Below are 17,757 nucleotides of genomic sequence, written 5' to 3'. Positions count from 1 at the left end.
AACTGATGTGTAAAAACACCATTCAGTTCCAAAAAGGCCTTGGCATTATGCAATTTCTGGCTAATTACGGCAGTGAAGAGCAGTGTGAGAACGCGCTGTCCTCTTGGCGCTGGCCAGATGGCTTCCAATGCCCGAAGTGTGGCTCCCGCAGTTTCTGCAAGCTTCACCGGAAAGCTGAATTCCAGTGCAATTGCTGCCGTTGCCAAACCTCGCTTACCAGTAACACTATCTTTGACTCAACAAAGCTGCCTCTAGCTACCTGGTTTCTGGGTATCTATCTCGTCACCCAGAATAAAGCGGGGATTTCTTGCCTGACGCTTCATCGACAACTTGGCATTTCCTACAATGCCGCATTGCGCATGAAACACAAACTCATGCAGGTCATGATGGAAAGAGATAACAGCTGGCAGTTGAGTGGTTTTGTTCAGATTGATGACGCCTATTGGGGCGGAGAGCGCCACGGAGGCCGCCGGGGCAGAGGCTCAGAGAACAAAGCCCCCTTCGTGGCCGCAGTTCAGACAGATGCTGATAACCACCCTATCTACATGAAGTTCAATGCCGTTGATAACTTCCGGCGAAAAACCATTCAGGAGTGGGCAGAACATGCCCTGAAAAAGGGTGTCCGGGCCGTCAGCGATGGCTTGTCCTGTTTCCGGGGTATTGAAGATGCCGGATGCCAGCACACAGCCATCATTACCGGTGGTGGGCATGCATCCATGGAGAATGAGTTGTTCACCTGGGTAAATACCATGCTGGGAAACGTGAAAACAGCGATTACCGGTACTTACCATAAGCTCGACCCCAAGCATCTGGGCCGTTATCTATCAGAGTTCAACTATCGGTTTAACCGGCGTTTTGATATGCCTTCAATGATCTCAAGGCTAGGTCGGGCTGCAGTCAATACAGCACCGATGCCGGATCGACTTCTCAAACTGCCAGACGTCCAGTGGAAACCGGGTTAGCCATCAACCGATAATTGAAAGTCAGTTGACGTATTAATATCATTATTTCGAATGATGATGTGGGTCTTTGCTTGTTCGGAGCGGTTATGAAACCGAATTTAGTTGATAATCTGGAGAACAAGCCGTCATGATGCCTGCTCCACCGGTAATACTGGAGAGGTTCTATTATTTCTTTACCGGGTTATAGACATAAAGAATGAAAAGCTGCACGTATATTCTTAAATTATCTTTCCCTGTGTCATGACGTACGATCAGTGGTAATCAGGTAATTTTTTAGGATAAAATCTACAGTTTTCAATTGGTTGTGTTTTTGGACGAGAACTATCTATGGCTCTGACGCAATGAGTGGTGTTGTTAACGTAATTCTCAAGAAGGATTATGAGGGCGCTGAAGTGAAGCTTCGCACTGGTGACGCACATGATGGCGGTTATCAGAATAACAGGCTTGAAGTTTTGGCCGGTACAGCTGGCGAAAGATCCAGGGTAACGTTCATCGCCCAATTCCAGAACAATGAAATGCTTCGTAATGCCGATCGTGACTGGGCAAATAATGATGATAGCGACCGCAGCCAGATTTCTGCTTATAGTTCATACGGTGCTTCTTTTCAGGCAGCGGATAAAACAGTAACTATACCTGCTGATTGTGAAGGCCTGCTTGGTGAAAATGCTGTACTTCGATCCGATGGGAAGTGTGGCTATAACCGTTTCAGCTCACAGGACTCTTAAGCCGGAAAATGAAAGCTTCGACTTAATGGCGAACTTCGAGTATCACCTTTCTGATGATATGACCGCATTTTCCCGTCTGAGGTTTGGTCAGAAAGAGACCTTGGCTTATTTTGAGCCGAATGCCTACGACATTGAGCTTGCAGCTGCCGATCCAGGCAATCCAACCTCTGGTACTCCGGGCGCTCAGGATGGAACATTTACTCGCCGAATGGTGGAGTTTGGAGAGCGATCCAGTGGCGGTGAAAGCCAGTATCTTGGAGCCATGGCTGGAGTTAATGGTCTGTTCAAGGATCAGTATGACTGGGAAACTACCATTGGTTATACCATCCAGACAATGGATGAAACAAGCGACGAAATTATCCAGAAAACCATCGATGATATGGTGAAGGCTGGAACGTTGAATCTTCTGGAAGAGATTCCTCAAAGTGTTGTTGATGCAGCCCGCGGTACTTCTAAAATTGACTCAGAGTCTTCCATCATCAGCTGGACAGGTTCCTTTTCTGGTGACCTGATGGAGCTGCCTTCTGAACTGCTGCTTTTGCTACCTTCGCAGAAATTAACCGCACAGAGTATGAGGATGTTAGGGATCAAGGCACCCTTGATGGCATCGTAACTGTTCAGCACCCCCACATAAATCTGGAATTTTCTGATTTTTATACCATCCTCTTAAGCACCATTTTTCCACAATATTCGCCAGCATGATTCCAGAACTACCCGCAACTATGTCGGCTGAGATTCTCTTGAAAGAGAATGCAGAGCTGCGGATGAGAGTTGCCTGTCTGGAAGAGCGATGTCGAGAATTGGAAGAAAAGGTTGGCAAGAACAGTCAAAACAGCAGCAAGCCGCCATCGTCTGATGGTTATCAAAAACCTTGTAAAAACAGTAATTCTCCAGATCATTCTGACGACCTTTCCGCAGATAAAGGTACCGATCCATCGGATGAAAAACCCAATCCTAAAAGTCTGAGACAGTCTTCTGGTAATAAAGCCGGTGGAAAGAAAGGGCATCAGGGCACTTGTCTTAAACAGGTCGATATCCCTGACTATATTGAGTACCTTCCGGTTAAAGAATGCAATAAATGTCAGGCGTCTCTTCTTGATAGTGAGCCGGTCAATATATTGAACGACAGGTGTTTGAACCAGGGAGACCGGGTGAATTTGAAGTAACGGCCCATAGAGCTGAAGTAAAAATCTGCACTTGTGGTTGTCGGAATCAGGCTGAATTCCCGGAAGGTGTTACCGCTGCCGCACAATATGGCTCAGCCACACAGGCTATGGCCGTCTATCTTAACCAATACCATTTCCTGCCTTTTAAGCGCGTGTCAGAGTATTTTAATACTCTCTATAAAATGAGTGTAAGTGCAGGCACTGTCGCCAATTTTGTGGCCAGAACCTATGAAAATCTGGCTTCTACTGAAGAGGTTATTCGTGACGCCTTGCGGGAATCGTCTGTTGCCGGAGCCGATGAAACGGGTATGCGGGCCGAGGGCTCTTTGCACTGGCTACACGTTATGCGGGATGAACAATGGACGCTCTACTACTTGTCTGGTAACTATTCAGCACTGAGCAAAGGCATATTACAGTAATTCCGAACAGCTCTATGAAGTGATTGATATATGTCCATTCCCTGTTTTCTGGCAGACGACAAATAGCTGCGAATCCGTGCAAACATAGAACCACCGTCTGCACTCCTGAAGCAGCCTGAGATTTTCTGCTTTAACTTGGCCATTCGAACATCCCGCTCACTGCCATTGTTATCGAAGGGAATGGTAAAATCTGACATGAAGCGCAGTGTCTCAGCCTTGAACTCAGTGAGTCGTTTGAAGAGATTGTAAGCTTTAGTATTCTTGACTTTCTTGCGCTTAAGCTCCTCTCGTTGCTTCTCCATATAGACGACTTCTTTCATTAGAGCCCGCTGAAGCAACCGGTCATAAATCTTCTCGATTCGTTCACAGACAACACTTGGCATCTGTAGCATACCTATGGTCTTAAAGCCCTTGCAGTAATGCCAGGAAAGCCTCAGTAGCTTCATCAATCGCAACGCCAGTTGATTGCTGTCCCTATCAACAACACCCAAAAGCTCCCTCAGGTGATGGGCATTGCAAAGTACGTGAGTTGCCGCATATGCAAAATAGGATTTCCAATGATCATGAACCAGAACGCCTGCAAATGTTAGCAGTATGCCCATCGTGTCCATGGCCTCACGACCTCGCTTTTCAGACAAGTAGTAGAGCGTCCATTGTTCATCCCGCATAACGTGTAGCCAGTGCAAAGAGCCCTCGGCCCGCATACCCGTTTCATCGGCTCCGGCAACAGACGATTCCCGCAAGGCGTCACGAATAACCTCTTCAGTAGAAGCCAGATTTTCATAGGTTCTGGCCACAAAATTGGCGACAGTGCCTGCACTTACACTCATTTTATAGAGAGTATTAAAATACTCTGACACGCGCTTAAAAGGCAGGAAATGGTATTGGTTAAGATAGACGGCCATAGCCTGTGTGGCTGAGCCATATTGTGCGGCAGCGGTAACACCTTCCGGGAATTCAGCCTGATTCCGACAACCACAAGTGCAGATTTTTACTTCAGCTCTATGGGCCGTTACTTCAAATTCACCCGGTCTCCCTGGTTCAAACACCTGTCGTTCAATATATTTGACCGGCTCACTATCAAGAAGAGACGCCTGACATTTATTGCATTCTTTAACCGGAAGGTACTCAATATAGTCAGGGATATCGACCTGTTTAAGACAAGTGCCCTGATGCCCTTTCTTTCCACCGGCTTTATTACCAGAAGACTGTCTCAGACTTTTAGGATTGGGTTTTTCATCCGATGGATCGGTACCTTTATCTGCGGAAAGGTCGTCAGAATGATCTGGAGAATTACTGTTTTTACAAGGTTTTTGATAACCATCAGACGATGGCGGCTTGCTGCTGTTTTGACTGTTCTTGCCAACCTTTTCTTCCAATTCTCGACATCGCTCTTCCAGACAGGCAACTCTCATCCGCAGCTCTGCATTCTCTTTCAAGAGAATCTCAGCCGACATAGTTGCGGGTAGTTCTGGAATCATGCTGGCGAATATTGTGGAAAAATGGTGCTTAAGAGGATGGTATAAAAATCAGAAAATTCCAGATTTATGTGGGGGTGCTGAACAGTTACATGGCATCTATGTAGGTAAAGGTGGTACCTCAGGCGGTGGTGAGAGAACCCAATATGGTGTTGGTGGTGAGGTGATGGTTCCAGTTGTTGAGGATTTGGAAGTTACCCTTGCCGGTGGCTAAGTTACCGTTAATGGTTGAATCAGCTAAACTCCCATAAAATCTACGTTGTAGGGGAGTGATATGCAATCTGAACTCTTCCAGAATTTTATTGATTCCATTTCAACATTAACCAGTGAACAGCGAGACATTCTTAACAACTCGCTCCTTAGTACTCAAATAGAGGTTACCGAGGTAGTAGAAACCACTGACTCTGAACCTGTTTACAGTGAATCTATACCCAATAACGATAATGCAACACCTGACGTAGAAAAGAGCATACTTGCCCAATTTGCCGAAAACCCCAGGTGCCCCAAATGCAAAAGCCATAGCGTTGGTCGCTGGGGCATACGAAATGGCCAACAGCGCTACCACTGCAAGACTTGCGACTCAACGTTTAACGCCTTTAGTGGAACGCCTTTGGCAAGGCTCAGGCACCCTGAAAAATGGAACAAGTACCTCGCAGGTATGACTCACTCTATGGTCTTGCGACCAGCTGCTGCTGAGAATGCCATTGACTTGAAAACTGCGTTCCGCTGGCGTCACCGCTTTCTTGAAGTGATTAATAATGATCAAGCAGAAGAGCTTTGTGGCATTACTGAGCTTGATGAAACATTTTTCCGTGAATCCTTCAAAGGGCAAAGAGAAGGCCTTCCACGGCCAACCCGAAAGCGGGGTAATGATCCCAACAAAGCCCGAAAAGTCCCGGTAATGGTGGCTCGGGACCGTAATCGAAATACCGTTGACGGTGTATTAGAAAACGAAAGTGCTAATGAATTGTGCAGGCATTTAAATGGCCGCATATCGATACAGGCCACGGTCTGTGCGGATGCACACCTCGCTCACGAAAAACTTGCTGACAAGCTTGGATTTGTCTTCAAGGAGCTGGTGACATCAGCAGGTCAACATGTTGTTGAAGGCATCTACCACATCCAGACTGTAAATTCTTATCACAGTCATTTAAAACGCTGGATTGGCGGCGTATTCCAAGGGGTTGCAACTCGTTACCTTCCCCATTATCTGGCCTGGAGGCGAGAACTGACGGCAGCAAAAAAATTAACTGTTGGCCGGTTGATCAGCAGAATTACTGAACATTGGTGCTTCCAACCATTAACGGTAACTTAGCCCTTGCCGGTCGTTTTGATGATTACAATGATGACTCAAAAACCGGATCAGCATTTACGCCGAAGGCATCTTTTGCTTATCGTCCAGCCGATGTGTTGCTGGTCCGGGGCGGGGTTGGTAAGAGTTTCAGGGCCCCCGACATGCAACGTTTATTTGGAGGCACTTCAAAAGGCTTCCTGATTACCACTGATCGTACGTCATGACACAGGGAAAGATAATTTAAGAATATACGTGCAGCTTTTCATTCTTTATGTCTATAACCCGGTAAAGAAATAATAGAACCTCTCCAGTATTACCGGTGGAGCAGGCATCATGACGGCTTGTTCTCCAGATTATCAACTAAATTCGGTTTCATAACCGCTCCGAACAAGCAAAGACCCACATCATCATTCGAAATAATGATATTAATACGTCAACTGACTTTCAATTATCGGTTGATGGCTAACCCGGTTTCCACTGGACGTCTGGCAGTTTGAGAAGTCGATCCGGCATCGGTGCTGTATTGACTGCAGCCCGACCTAGCCTTGAGATCATTGAAGGCATATCAAAACGCCGGTTAAACCGATAGTTGAACTCTGATAGATAACGGCCCAGATGCTTGGGGTCGAGCTTATGGTAAGTACCGGTAATCGCTGTTTTCACGTTTCCCAGCATGGTATTTACCCAGGTGAACAACTCATTCTCCATGGATGCATGCCCACCACCGGTAATGATGGCTGTGTGCTGGCATCCGGCATCTTCAATACCCCGGAAACAGGACAAGCCATCGCTGACGGCCCGGACACCCTTTTTCAGGGCATGTTCTGCCCACTCCTGAATGGTTTTTCGCCGGAAGTTATCAACGGCATTGAACTTCATGTAGATAGGGTGGTTATCAGCATCTGTCTGAACTGCGGCCACGAAGGGGGCTTTGTTCTCTGAGCCTCTGCCCCGGCGGCCTCCGTGGCGCTCTCCGCCCCAATAGGCGTCATCAATCTGAACAAAACCACTCAACTGCCAGCTGTTATCTCTTTCCATCATGACCTGCATGAGTTTGTGTTTCATGCGCAATGCGGCATTGTAGGAAATGCCAAGTTGTCGATGAAGCGTCAGGCAAGAAATCCCCGCTTTATTCTGGGTGACGAGATAGATACCCAGAAACCAGGTAGCTAGAGGCAGCTTTGTTGAGTCAAAGATAGTGTTACTGGTAAGCGAGGTTTGGCAACGGCAGCAATTGCACTGGAATTCAGCTTTCCGGTGAAGCTTGCAGAAACTGCGGGAGCCACACTTCGGGCATTGGAAGCCATCTGGCCAGCGCCAAGAGGACAGCGTGTTCTCACACTGCTCTTCACTGCCGTAATTAGCCAGAAATTGCATAATGCCAAGGCCTTTTTGGAACTGAATGGTGTTTGGCTCTTGTAGGATTTCAGACTGCTACTGGGTTGAACATTGCTGAAGCCCTTTATCTACAAAGGTTGTCAGCATATTGTCCGGTAATGTTGCCCAATCCTTGTTTTTCGTGACCTACAGTCAGTTTTCACTGTAGAGCAGTTCGTAATCAAAATAGAGCCTGGTGTTTTTACACATCAGTTTTACCTCCAAAACACATGACTATCGACGTTTATTATAGCAGCTGGCTCACGACGTAGGGTCGGTGGTAATCAGGAATTTCTGTAACTGTTCAGCACCCCCACATAAATCTGGAATTTTCTGATTTTTATACCATCCTCTTAAGCACCATTTTTCCACAATATTCGCCAGCATGATTCCAGAACTACCCGCAACTATGTCGGCTGAGATTCTCTTGAAAGAGAATGCAGAGCTGCGGATGAGAGTTGCCTGTCTGGAAGAGCGATGTCGAGAATTGGAAGAAAAGGTTGGCAAGAACAGTCAAAACAGCAGCAAGCCGCCATCGTCTGATGGTTATCAAAAACCTTGTAAAAACAGTAATTCTCCAGATCATTCTGACGACCTTTCCGCAGATAAAGGTACCGATCCATCGGATGAAAAACCCAATCCTAAAAGTCTGAGACAGTCTTCTGGTAATAAAGCCGGTGGAAAGAAAGGGCATCAGGGCACTTGTCTTAAACAGGTCGATATCCCTGACTATATTGAGTACCTTCCGGTTAAAGAATGCAATAAATGTCAGGCGTCTCTTCTTGATAGTGAGCCGGTCAAATATATTGAACGACAGGTGTTTGAACCAGGGAGACCGGGTGAATTTGAAGTAACGGCCCATAGAGCTGAAGTAAAAATCTGCACTTGTGGTTGTCGGAATCAGGCTGAATTCCCGGAAGGTGTTACCGCTGCCGCACAATATGGCTCAGCCACACAGGCTATGGCCGTCTATCTTAACCAATACCATTTCCTGCCTTTTAAGCGCGTGTCAGAGTATTTTAATACTCTCTATAAAATGAGTGTAAGTGCAGGCACTGTCGCCAATTTTGTGGCCAGAACCTATGAAAATCTGGCTTCTACTGAAGAGGTTATTCGTGACGCCTTGCGGGAATCGTCTGTTGCCGGAGCCGATGAAACGGGTATGCGGGCCGAGGGCTCTTTGCACTGGCTACACGTTATGCGGGATGAACAATGGACGCTCTACTACTTGTCTGAAAAGCGAGGTCGTGAGGCCATGGACACGATGGGCATACTGCTAACATTTGCAGGCGTTCTGGTTCATGATCATTGGAAATCCTATTTTGCATATGCGGCAACTCACGTACTTTGCAATGCCCATCACCTGAGGGAGCTTTTGGGTGTTGTTGATAGGGACAGCAATCAACTGGCAACTGGCGTTGCGATTGATGAAGCTACTGAGGCTTTCCTGGCATTACTGCAAGGGCTTTAAGACCATAGGTATGCTACAGATGCCAAGTGTTGTCTGTGAACGAATCGAGAAGATTTATGACCGGTTGCTTCAGCGGGCTCTAATGAAAGAAGTCGTCTATATGGAGAAGCAACGAGAGGAGCTTAAGCGCAAGAAAGTCAAGAATACTAAAGCTTACAATCTCTTCAAACGACTCACTGAGTTCAAGGCTGAGACACTGCGCTTCATGTCAGATTTTACCATTCCCTTCGATAACAATGGCAGTGAGCGGGATGTTCGAATGGCCAAGTTAAAGCAGAAAATCTCAGGCTGCTTCAGGAGTGCAGACGGTGGTTCTATGTTTGCACGGATTCGCAGCTATTTGTCGTCTGCCAGAAAACAGGGAATGGACATATATCAATCACTTCATAGAGCTGTTCGGAATTACTGTAATATGCCTTTGCTCAGTGCTGAATAGTTACTTACTGTTTTTACAAGGTTTTTGATAACCATCAGACGATGGCGGCTTGCTGCTGTTTTGACTGTTCTTGCCAACCTTTTCTTCCAATTCTCGACATCGCTCTTCCAGACAGGCAACTCTCATCCGCAGCTCTGCATTCTCTTTCAAGAGAATCTCAGCCGACATAGTTGCGGGTAGTTCTGGAATCATGCTGGCGAATATTGTGGAAAAATGGTGCTTAAGAGGATGGTATAAAAATCAGAAAATTCCAGATTTATGTGGGGGTGCTGAACAGTTACGAATTTCTTTAACGGAACTGGCTAAAAGATCACTGTCGCAAGGAGGTTTGATATCCGATTCGGTGACTGTGCTGTCAATAGCCACAGTGCGCCCTTTTTCAATACCCTGATCTTTAGCGGTCATTAGCTGACAGTTATTAATCCGTTCCCATGTAGATGCAGTAAGAAGGCTGATGAACCCATGCAAACTGGAGCGACTGGGCGCTGGTTGGTTCGAGGCGACAAAAGTCTCGAAAGAGCATGGAGTCCATCAAAACAAACGACAAGTAGTCATAATCACAATTCAAATACTGTTTCAGGAGTGCCGCACGAAGAACGGATTCTGCTGATAGTCCGTTCCGCCCAGTGTTCTGTTTATCACCAGAACTTAAGTCCTCATAAATCCAGTCATTGAACTGTGGATGGGCGTCAAGCCATTGCGAGATACCGGAAAGCTGGGAGCAGATTTCATGAGGTACGTAATGGAGTTCCATACTACACTGCGGGTTGCGTTTTTTGCGCATTTGGAGTCCTCTGTTTTGGCAATCCCTTATTTTCTTGCTCTTGGGAAGTTTAGTCGCCAGATAGCAGTAGGGCTCCACTTAATTTTTCAGGATAAAATCTACAGTTTTCAATTGGTTGTGTTTTTGGACGAGAACCAGATAGCAGTAGGGCTCCACTTAATTTTTCAGGATAAAATCTACAGTTTTCAATTGGTTGTGTTTTTGGACGAGAACTAGGTAGAGCCGTCGCAGTCATCGACAGCCGGATGAGCAATTTTTCGGTCCGCACCAAATTCATTCAGATACTGAAAGTGATAAAGGTGATCATTATCAAAATCAAAGGCGTCAAGGATGGCTTCCGCCAGGTCATCAAGCAGATGGTTAGCCGATATTTTCAGTGTACGGGTACACTCATTTCCCAAAGCAACTGACAGTACATAACTGGCAGCAATAACCGGTTCCGGCTGCTCAAAGGTGCGTTGAAAATCTGGCCGAACTGCCTTTATCGCAGGTAGCAGGTTGATTTGCTCATCACCGTCTTCATATTCGCCGCTTTTCAGTGAATCTATAAACCCTTGCCGACAAGTGCTTAAAAACAACTGCCCCCAGGATGTTAATTTCAGAGAATGGATTTTCCGATTGTTATCCTCAAGGTGAAACTCGGCCAGTCCGGCCATTTTGAGAATGGACAGATTGAACGCCTTACCCCTGCGCAACCAGAAGTCGGGATCATTAACAGCTTTGTCTTGCCAAATGTCATTGTCGCCGAAAATCATCATAAACCCGGGCAGAAAACGATCATCGATAGAACTGATGCGCTCCCCGACACTCATGGCATAGCCTCGATTAATCCATGCTTCAAGCAAGGAAAAATACCGCTCAATATCATTCATTCCCTGCCACTGCTGGTACAGGGTTTCATTGATATGGAGCTCTGCATTCCCCCTGCTGTCCGGCTGAAGGCTGGCAAGACTTGAGCTGCGAGCCAACAATAATAGCCCCATGATTTGTGCATAATGAGGGAGCATTGGTCGTTGCAACGTCAGTATTTCTGGCTTTGACAGAAGGCTGTTAAGTGACTGAGCCCATTTAACCGGAGGCAGGTTCTTGTTTTTCGATAAAGGAACCGGGTTTTTAACCAGGTAGTCCAAAAAAACATCAAAATCCCGGATAAATATCTGCTGGAGGTCAGACAGGGTGAAAGCCGGCTAAGTTACCGTTAATGGTTGGAAGCACCAATGTTCAGTAATTCTGCTGATCAACCGGCCAACAGTTAATTTTTTTGCTGCCGTCAGTTCTCGCCTCCAGGCCAGATAATGGGGAAGGTAACGAGTTGCAACCCCTTGGAATACGCCGCCAATCCAGCGTTTTAAATGACTGTGATAAGAATTTACAGTCTGGATGTGGTAGATGCCTTCAACAACATGTTGACCTGCTGATGTCACCAGCTCCTTGAAGACAAATCCAAGCTTGTCAGCAAGTTTTTCGTGAGCGAGGTGTGCATCCGCACAGACCGTGGCCTGTATCGATATGCGGCCATTTAAATGCCTGCACAATTCATTAGCACTTTCGTTTTCTAATACACCGTCAACGGTATTTCGATTACGGTCCCGAGCCACCATTACCGGGACTTTTCGGGCTTTGTTGGGATCATTACCCCGCTTTCGGGTTGGCCGTGGAAGGCCTTCTCTTTGCCCTTTGAAGGATTCACGGAAAAATGTTTCATCAAGCTCAGTAATGCCACAAAGCTCTTCTGCTTGATCATTATTAATCACTTCAAGAAAGCGGTGACGCCAGCGGAACGCGGTTTTCAAGTCAATGGCATTCTCAGCAGCAGCTGGTCGCAAGACCATAGAGTGAGTCATACCTGCGAGGTACTTGTTCCATTTTTCAGGGTGCCTGAGCCTTGCCAAAGGCGTTCCACTAAAGGCGTTAAACGTTGAGTCGCAAGTCTTGCAGTGGTAGCGCTGTCGGCCATTTCGTATGCCCCAGCGACCAACGCTATGGCTTTTGCATTTGGGGCACCTGGGGTTTTCGGCAAATTGGGCAAGTATGCTCTTTTCTACGTCAGGTGTTGCATTATCGTTATTGGGTATAGATTCACTGTAAACAGGTTCAGAGTCAGTGGTTTCTACTACCTCGGTAACCTCTATTTGAGTACTAAGGAGCGAGTTGTTAAGAATGTCTCGCTGTTCACTGGTTAATGTTGAAATGGAATCAATAAAATTCTGGAAGAGTTCAGATTGCATATCACTCCCCTACAACGTAGATTTTATGGGAGTTTAGCTGATTCAACCATTAACGGTAACTTAGCCGTGAAAGCCGCTATGGCTTCCGTCGTTTTGGTTTCAAATATCATTGCGCTCAATTTTATTTCCATTGCCAGCCAGCATGTTGATGAGTTCAGCGAAAGCACAGTGGGAGCGGGTTCACAGAAAGTTATAGTTTAGTAAAAGTCACTTCAGTAAGCAGGTCAGAAAAGCCATCCGGTATGCGGGCGAGTTCATATTTTATAAATTTTTTATTGAGGCTTCAGTATCAACCAAATTATATTTTGGTCAACCTGCTTACTCTCCCTTGACAATCCGATTGTCAACCAAGGTTCGGTGACTCAGACCAACTCTTCCGTTTCAGTAAATACGTAATCTGTGCTTATCCATTGAGTGATTGCCGAAGTCGATAGTGATTGTTTCGGAGCCTGATAATAAGAACAGCAAAACTAACTCTCTGGCTAAGAATAAATACCACCCCAATAATAATAAAAACCGCTTACGGCTGATTTTTCAGCACTTGCAGCCTTGCTTCGGGCGAGGTTTTTTTATTGATTGATACGGGGAATAAGCAGTGTATTCCGTATCTGAGCGGATAGGATGATACGGCACTGTTCGTAAAATAGCCGGCTCAACAAACAGGCTAAGACCTTGAGTTGAGTGAAGCATCAAGGATGAGGTTATACGGTGTCACAGTGATGTGAACCGACGGAAGCCTCGAAAAACCAAGCAGGATGCCCGGGAACCCATGACGACTCCGGTCGTTCTCTACGGGCCTCGCTTTATGCGGGGTTTTTGTTTTGATGAGTTATTCACTGCTGTTCAAAAAATAAACAATCTGTTTTTGTTCTGCTTTTTCCCCTGTTTCATTGATTATCCCACGGGTTGTGCACCGAGTTATCCACGGAATTAGTGGACGACTAAAGTTATCCATCATATGGTCGACGGCTGTGCCACTGTCCGTCGGTATGAAAAACGGGTGCCGTGCCTTTTATGATGAATGAATGGAATAATCAGGACCCGGCCACGTTATTCTTCAGGCCTTTCTGAAGACGTTTCTGCAACGCCGCCTGATCAGGTATCCATCCCTTGACCCTGAACAAAAAAACAAGCATAACGATCAACCTTTGGCTGGCCAGCGAATGGCAGATAGTTTTGCGAGGGGAGAATCAAGATGAAACCGTTAACCCGGCAAGATGTGGATGATATTGTGCAGTGGGGAAGGTCGTTATCAGAAGAGCAGGGCACCCGACTGCTGGATCATTTTGAAAACCACCAGAGTCAGCTTTATAACGCCATCTACGGTGTGCTGTCAGACGCCATTGCTGAAGATAATGTCGATATGGCTAACCTGTTTATGGATCTCTGTTTCGATATCGTTCTGGTCTATCACCGGACACTGGGCGAAGCCCCACAGGAACCAGAGGATACCCGGTGGCTGGAGTCTAAAATGGCCTTGCTGGATGCTGAGTTCAAGTCGCTCAGCCCCGAAAGCCCGATGGCATCAAAACTGTCCTCAACACTGAATGATCGGTTTGTCCAGCGTTGCATGGAGTCCGGCACTCCGGTAGCACTGCTGAATTACCTGGATGATCAGGTGCTTCACTATGCCAGCTTCGATTCGGCACGGATCCCGGCCATCGCTCTGACCAATAACCTGCTCTTTGTCGTGGTTCGTCTGATGGACAGTCTTTATGAATACCAGCCGGAAACACTTACCCGATAACAGGAGGAAATGATCAGGTTCCATTACGGGTGGGTAAGTAAAGCACCACTGCGCGGCTGCTGGGCAAGCCAGGAGGTTCTGCCGATCTGGTAAGCCATAAAATGCAAGACACGATGCCAGCCTCGGTCAGTACTCCCGGGGAGCTTCCCCTTTTGCTTCGGTAAGCATAATACTGTCCGGTTTTTCATCCACGCCATCGACGATCTGGAGTGTAAACTCCCACTCAGTGTCGAGGTCATAAATAAACGTCAGATGGTCACCTGGTACCAGTGGCAGATCTTTAAGGCAGATGTCGTTGGTATGATCCACATTGGGCTGTTGTATCAATGGATGTTCTATGTGATAAGAGTGACCATAGCAATCTTCACAAAAAAAGTAGAAGAGCTTGTGGTTGCTGAACGAAAAGGCACTGAGAATCGCGTTTGCCAGTTGATCCAGTGTAGATTCGGCAGGCACCATCAGGGTTCGCCGGCACTTATAGGCAAACAGTGAAGCATTGATGATATAACTGTTGGCTCTTTTCGTATTGCAGACTGCTGATTTCATAAATCAGGCTGGAATCCTCCTGTGGCAGGGCTTGGCAATATTTAGCCAGCAGTTTCCTGAAGGCATTGTATATCAAGGCCTTTGGCCAATTTTCATTGCAGAGCAGTCTGTAACCCGAAAAGAGCCTAACTGTTAAATGCGTCGGCTTTTTGTGGATGAAGCAACTGCCGGATGTCTTCTCGCCAGGGTTGAACCACATTCTGCATACCATCGACTTCGTAAAGTTCATCCACGCAACCCCGGGGAATCGCCAGCCCTTCTAGGTCTATGGATCTGTGAAACCGGTTAAAGAGAACCACGCCGAGGGGAGTGAACTGCAGGTGTTTCAGCTGATGGCTGTCCTGCCATTGAAGCTTGACCAGGCCAAACAGTCTCAACAGGCTTACATTGTATGCCCCCAGTTGAGACGGCAGAACTTCAAGGCTCAGCGTCTGGATAGGGTCTTCTGTGAATAAACCCTGCCTTAGAAAGTTAACGCCAGCGCAACCCAGGATACGACTATCACGACTGCCAAGATCTTCACCAATAATGCTCGCATGGCCCATGGTGAGCCAGGCGTCCAGCAGGGAAAAATACTGCTCGGTGGCTGACAGTTGTTGCCATTGCGCCATCATGGTGTCGTTGATGACCAGTTGAAATTTTCGAGTACCCGCTATAATAATCCTGCCAAGGTCGGCGGCTCGAACCAGCAGGTATAAGCCAAGAACTGATGGATAGTGAATGGTGAGAGGCCGTTTCAGCGTGGTGCGGTCTGGCTCGGTCAGTTCATCATTGAATAGCGCGGCCCATTTTTGGATTGGCTGCAGTTTTCCTTTGCTCAGCGGCACGGGCTGAGCCATTACCCGGTTTAAAAAGCGGTTGAAATCCTGAAGCAGTGAGCAGGGCTGTACATCCGAGAAGGTTTGTTCCTGAACAATTTTCAGGTTTTCAGGTGAAAGTTTGATCAGTTTCATCGCTGTATCGAACGCCATGCAGATTATTGATGTCAGCAATAGTCTAATCGGTTTGCTCTGTATCGTAGGTTTATTTGCGCTTCCTGTTTGGCTTCTTCTGTTAAGGCTATTGATAAAAAAGAGAAGCGGCAAAGGTGTTACTACTGCCTTTTATTGACGAAAGTCCTTTTTGAATGAACTTACTTAAGAATCAAGCCCCGCTCCGGTTTCCTTTTTCTTCAGACGAAAAAAAACCGCCAGCCCAGCGGTTAATTCTGACTTCGGTTAAACGTCACAAATCATGTCGATGTGTTGCCATGGGCTGCTTTTTCTTGGTGAAGAATCCCAGGATTTTTCGCTTAAAGTGCATTCTTCGACGCCTGCGTTCCTCAATGTTCCATTTTTTTTCCCGCTTTTCCTCTTCCGCTTTGATCAGGGCTTGTCGTTTTTCTACATACTGATCCGAGACATCCGTTATCTGCTGAATCTTACCTTTTGCGAACACAACCTTCTTGATCTCGTTGTACTCAACTGCCGGAGCACTGCCATGATGTCCGCGACCCAGATTACCAACCCAATCATTCCCGAGAAGCACTTCACCAGTATATTCAAGAGGCAGCCACACATCGGTGTAACGGCGGCCAAACATCAAAGCAAGAGTCAGATCATCACACTCCGGTAGTGGGCTGACTCTTGATCACATCTCTCCAGCGCTGAACTGCCGGGCTATCTGCCAGGTTTTTACCCGATCCTGCAATTTCGCCCAGCCTTCCCATACCACTAACCAGCCGGGCTGCCCTGTATGCTTTGAATCACCCCAACCACCAAGCCGAGCAATCGTTTGAAGCAGCCAAGTGACTGTTGGCGGCTTATCGGGCAACGCTTTTTTTTCATAGGTTAGCCAGAGAACCTGCCATTCATCATCACTGACCACCTCATTCGCGAGTGTTTTTTCACTCCAAAGCTTTCTGTCTTTGTGCTGCCTGTCATTCGGTAACATTAATGCTTCACGGATTTGCATTAGTCTGACAGCGACAAACATTAATATGACCGCAAGTCGTTCAATGTTATCCGGAGATTGCAGACGAAGCCTTTCTACTCCTGCTCCCGATTTCCAAGCCTTATGGAACTCTTCTATTCGCCATCGGAGCTCGTAAAATCGAATGATAGAGCGACAGTCTTCGAATGTTTCAATATCTTCAGTTGTCAATAGTACCCAGTGCAAACGGTCTTCGGAGTCATTGCCAATCTCTTCAGCCGACACAATATTCATAGTTACCGATTCCGGCCTGCCGCCTGGCCTTTGCGGCGCCTGTATTGTCATCTTCTTTCTTTTGACCTGCAGCGTTGCCTTTCGCTTCTTTCTACCTCCTTTTTGAGGAACCACTATCGTATATTTCCCCAACACTTCAGTCTGAAGTCTGAGCTAAGGAATCAAATAATAAGAGTTCGCCATCCACCAGGATTCTGTTTTGTGTAGCTCTTACAACAAACCGCTGTCGGTTATCCAGTTTGTAGTGCATATATTCGTATATATCCGCCTCCCGGTCGCAAACACTGATGATGTCAGGCATTTTACCCCCCATCCTTTGTTCTGTGTTTTCAGAGGCTCTTTGCCACTTAAAGCTTTCCTTTCCCTCGTAAGGTAGCTGACGACGTTGGTTCTTTTTCCCCCGCTGAACGTCCTCTCTAACCCATCGTTCTTGATCAATAAGCCCAATGCTTCGCTCTGTATCCGCATCAACCAAGAAGACAGAGTGGACGTGGAATCCTCTGGTTTTAGAGCCTTCAGGACCTCCAAGATCACCAAGCTCGGATCTGACAGCATGTTTATAACCCAGGGTTGTTGTATCTTCGAGAGCCAGAAGTAGGCGAGACTGTCTCGCTATTTTGGCAGTTGCCTGAAAGCCTGCCTCAGCTATTGCTTCAGGCTTTACGGCCTCATTCTCAATCAGCCGGTAAGCTCCAGTTACCAGTGCGGTATAACCTTCGCATGAAGATGACAAAGAATTACCGGTATGAGCTGAAAGCTCGGCAGCAACTTTGACAAGTCGTTTTGTACGTCGAGTATCGCCCAAATCAGCACATCCAAAAGTTAGTTCTGACCATGGTTTAGGAGAAAGTGGAAGCATGACCTGTTTTATCAGTGAGAAATGATAGAACAAGGTAGCTATTTGTGATCAAGAGACAGC

General features: G+C 46.8%; 22 protein-coding genes and 1 pseudogene. 12 read left to right on the top strand and 11 right to left on the bottom strand.

Going from position 1 to position 17,757, the window contains the following annotated elements; translation table 11 throughout:
- Positions 1 to 5 precede the first annotated feature (5 nt).
- From MJO57_RS27585 to MJO57_RS27565, 5 genes are all read left to right on the top strand, one after another.
- Positions 6 to 962 carry an IS1595 family transposase gene (locus tag MJO57_RS27585; protein WP_252017306.1) on the top strand — a complete coding sequence of 319 codons (957 nt, stop codon included), beginning with the start codon at positions 6 to 8 and terminating at the stop codon, positions 960 to 962.
- 341 nt (positions 963 to 1,303) lie between these two features.
- The gene (locus MJO57_RS27580) at positions 1,304 to 1,687 is read left to right on the top strand and encodes a hypothetical protein (protein WP_252020288.1); all 384 of its coding nucleotides are present in this window, start codon (positions 1,304 to 1,306) and stop codon (positions 1,685 to 1,687) included.
- Entirely contained in the window at positions 1,626 to 2,300 is a 675-nt protein-coding gene (locus MJO57_RS27575) for a hypothetical protein (RefSeq protein ID WP_252020286.1), read from the top strand. The genes MJO57_RS27580 and MJO57_RS27575 overlap by 62 nt, the downstream gene beginning before the upstream one ends.
- An 85-nt stretch (positions 2,301 to 2,385) precedes the next feature.
- Complete coding sequence (locus MJO57_RS27570; RefSeq protein WP_252020284.1) at positions 2,386 to 2,853, top strand: DUF6444 domain-containing protein; 468 nt, start codon at positions 2,386 to 2,388, stop codon at positions 2,851 to 2,853.
- Positions 2,817 to 3,272 (top strand): transposase, encoded by a 456-nt coding sequence (locus MJO57_RS27565; protein WP_252019037.1) that lies wholly within the window; start codon positions 2,817 to 2,819, stop codon positions 3,270 to 3,272. The genes MJO57_RS27570 and MJO57_RS27565 overlap by 37 nt, the downstream gene beginning before the upstream one ends.
- Here the strand turns inward: MJO57_RS27565 and MJO57_RS27560 are convergent.
- Complete coding sequence (locus MJO57_RS27560; RefSeq protein WP_252017330.1) at positions 3,239 to 4,753, bottom strand: IS66 family transposase; 1,515 nt, start codon at positions 4,751 to 4,753, stop codon at positions 3,239 to 3,241. The two genes, MJO57_RS27565 and MJO57_RS27560, sit on opposite strands and share 34 nt — an antisense overlap.
- On the opposite strand from MJO57_RS27560, the gene MJO57_RS27555 reads away from it, so the two are divergent.
- Genes MJO57_RS27555 through MJO57_RS27545 form a run of 3 tightly spaced genes read left to right on the top strand, consistent with a single transcriptional unit; the run spans position 4,752 to position 6,268 of the window.
- Positions 4,752 to 4,964: a hypothetical protein gene (locus MJO57_RS27555; protein WP_252020282.1), complete on the top strand. Its 213-nt coding sequence runs from the start codon at positions 4,752 to 4,754 to the stop codon at positions 4,962 to 4,964. The genes MJO57_RS27560 and MJO57_RS27555 overlap by 2 nt on opposite strands.
- 60 nt (positions 4,965 to 5,024) lie before the next feature.
- The gene (locus MJO57_RS27550) at positions 5,025 to 6,065 is read left to right on the top strand and encodes an IS1595 family transposase (protein WP_252020281.1); all 1,041 of its coding nucleotides are present in this window, start codon (positions 5,025 to 5,027) and stop codon (positions 6,063 to 6,065) included.
- Positions 6,038 to 6,268 (top strand): TonB-dependent receptor domain-containing protein, encoded by a 231-nt coding sequence (locus MJO57_RS27545; protein WP_252020279.1) that lies wholly within the window; start codon positions 6,038 to 6,040, stop codon positions 6,266 to 6,268. The genes MJO57_RS27550 and MJO57_RS27545 overlap by 28 nt, the downstream gene beginning before the upstream one ends.
- A 238-nt stretch (positions 6,269 to 6,506) precedes the next feature.
- Here the strand turns inward: MJO57_RS27545 and MJO57_RS27540 are convergent, their stop codons facing one another.
- Together MJO57_RS27540 and MJO57_RS32925 are read right to left on the bottom strand one after the other, a co-directional pair.
- Positions 6,507 to 7,421: an IS1595 family transposase gene (locus tag MJO57_RS27540; protein WP_252020277.1), complete on the bottom strand. Its 915-nt coding sequence runs from the start codon at positions 7,419 to 7,421 to the stop codon at positions 6,507 to 6,509.
- Between the two features lie 261 nt (positions 7,422 to 7,682).
- A complete protein-coding gene (locus MJO57_RS32925; RefSeq protein ID WP_256492529.1) occupies positions 7,683 to 7,808 on the bottom strand; it encodes a hypothetical protein in 126 nt (41 codons plus the stop codon).
- Between MJO57_RS32925 and MJO57_RS27535 the strand changes: the two genes are divergently transcribed.
- The gene (locus MJO57_RS27535) at positions 7,807 to 8,892 is read left to right on the top strand and encodes an IS66 family transposase (RefSeq protein WP_252020275.1); all 1,086 of its coding nucleotides are present in this window, start codon (positions 7,807 to 7,809) and stop codon (positions 8,890 to 8,892) included. The genes MJO57_RS32925 and MJO57_RS27535 overlap by 2 nt on opposite strands.
- Positions 8,801 to 9,328, top strand: coding sequence for a transposase (locus MJO57_RS27530; protein ID WP_252020273.1), 528 nt, complete (start codon positions 8,801 to 8,803; stop codon positions 9,326 to 9,328). Before MJO57_RS27535 ends, MJO57_RS27530 begins: the two co-directional genes overlap by 92 nt.
- Here the strand turns inward: MJO57_RS27530 and MJO57_RS27525 are convergent, their stop codons facing one another.
- Positions 9,329 to 9,520 carry a DUF6444 domain-containing protein gene (locus tag MJO57_RS27525; RefSeq protein WP_371924672.1) on the bottom strand — a complete coding sequence of 64 codons (192 nt, stop codon included), beginning with the start codon at positions 9,518 to 9,520 and terminating at the stop codon, positions 9,329 to 9,331.
- On the opposite strand from MJO57_RS27525, the gene MJO57_RS27520 reads away from it, so the two are divergent.
- Positions 9,519 to 9,719 carry a hypothetical protein gene (locus tag MJO57_RS27520; protein ID WP_252020271.1) on the top strand — a complete coding sequence of 67 codons (201 nt, stop codon included), beginning with the start codon at positions 9,519 to 9,521 and terminating at the stop codon, positions 9,717 to 9,719. The two genes, MJO57_RS27525 and MJO57_RS27520, sit on opposite strands and share 2 nt — an antisense overlap.
- A 27-nt stretch (positions 9,720 to 9,746) precedes the next feature.
- Here the strand turns inward: MJO57_RS27520 and MJO57_RS27515 are convergent, their stop codons facing one another.
- The 3 genes from MJO57_RS27515 to MJO57_RS27505 form a co-directional block, all read right to left on the bottom strand.
- On the bottom strand, positions 9,747 to 10,112 hold the full coding sequence (locus tag MJO57_RS27515) for a hypothetical protein (RefSeq protein ID WP_252020269.1): 366 nt from the start codon (positions 10,110 to 10,112) through the stop codon (positions 9,747 to 9,749).
- Between the two features lie 212 nt (positions 10,113 to 10,324).
- Positions 10,325 to 11,242, bottom strand: a complete 918-nt coding sequence (locus tag MJO57_RS27510) for a plasmid pRiA4b ORF-3 family protein (RefSeq protein ID WP_252020267.1) — start codon at positions 11,240 to 11,242, stop codon at positions 10,325 to 10,327.
- Between the two features lie 57 nt (positions 11,243 to 11,299).
- On the bottom strand, positions 11,300 to 12,340 hold the full coding sequence (locus MJO57_RS27505; protein WP_252017335.1) for an IS1595 family transposase: 1,041 nt from the start codon (positions 12,338 to 12,340) through the stop codon (positions 11,300 to 11,302).
- A gap of 1,195 nt (positions 12,341 to 13,535) precedes the next feature.
- Here MJO57_RS27505 and MJO57_RS27500 point away from each other — a divergent pair.
- Complete coding sequence (locus tag MJO57_RS27500) at positions 13,536 to 14,087, top strand: hypothetical protein (protein ID WP_252020266.1); 552 nt, start codon at positions 13,536 to 13,538, stop codon at positions 14,085 to 14,087.
- 126 nt (positions 14,088 to 14,213) lie between these two features.
- On the opposite strand, the gene MJO57_RS27495 is transcribed toward MJO57_RS27500, so the two are convergent.
- The 4 genes and pseudogenes from MJO57_RS27495 to MJO57_RS33510 form a co-directional block, all read right to left on the bottom strand.
- On the bottom strand, positions 14,214 to 14,633 hold the full coding sequence (locus MJO57_RS27495; protein WP_252020264.1) for a plasmid pRiA4b ORF-3 family protein: 420 nt from the start codon (positions 14,631 to 14,633) through the stop codon (positions 14,214 to 14,216).
- A 125-nt stretch (positions 14,634 to 14,758) separates the two neighbouring features.
- Positions 14,759 to 15,604 carry a hypothetical protein gene (locus MJO57_RS27490; RefSeq protein WP_252020262.1) on the bottom strand — a complete coding sequence of 282 codons (846 nt, stop codon included), beginning with the start codon at positions 15,602 to 15,604 and terminating at the stop codon, positions 14,759 to 14,761.
- 253 nt (positions 15,605 to 15,857) lie between these two features.
- Positions 15,858 to 16,217: a hypothetical protein gene (locus MJO57_RS27485; RefSeq protein WP_252020260.1), complete on the bottom strand. Its 360-nt coding sequence runs from the start codon at positions 16,215 to 16,217 to the stop codon at positions 15,858 to 15,860.
- Positions 16,218 to 16,262: 45 nt separating this feature from the next.
- Positions 16,263 to 17,697, bottom strand: a pseudogene (locus tag MJO57_RS33510) (IS4 family transposase).
- Positions 17,698 to 17,757 lie beyond the last annotated feature (60 nt).

Origin of the sequence: Endozoicomonas sp. SCSIO W0465 (assembly GCF_023716865.1) — a bacterium.
Lineage (GTDB): Bacteria > Pseudomonadota > Gammaproteobacteria > Pseudomonadales > Endozoicomonadaceae > Endozoicomonas.
The sequence above is the reverse complement of the archived record's forward strand: the minus strand, read 5'-3'. Positions and strand labels throughout refer to the sequence as shown.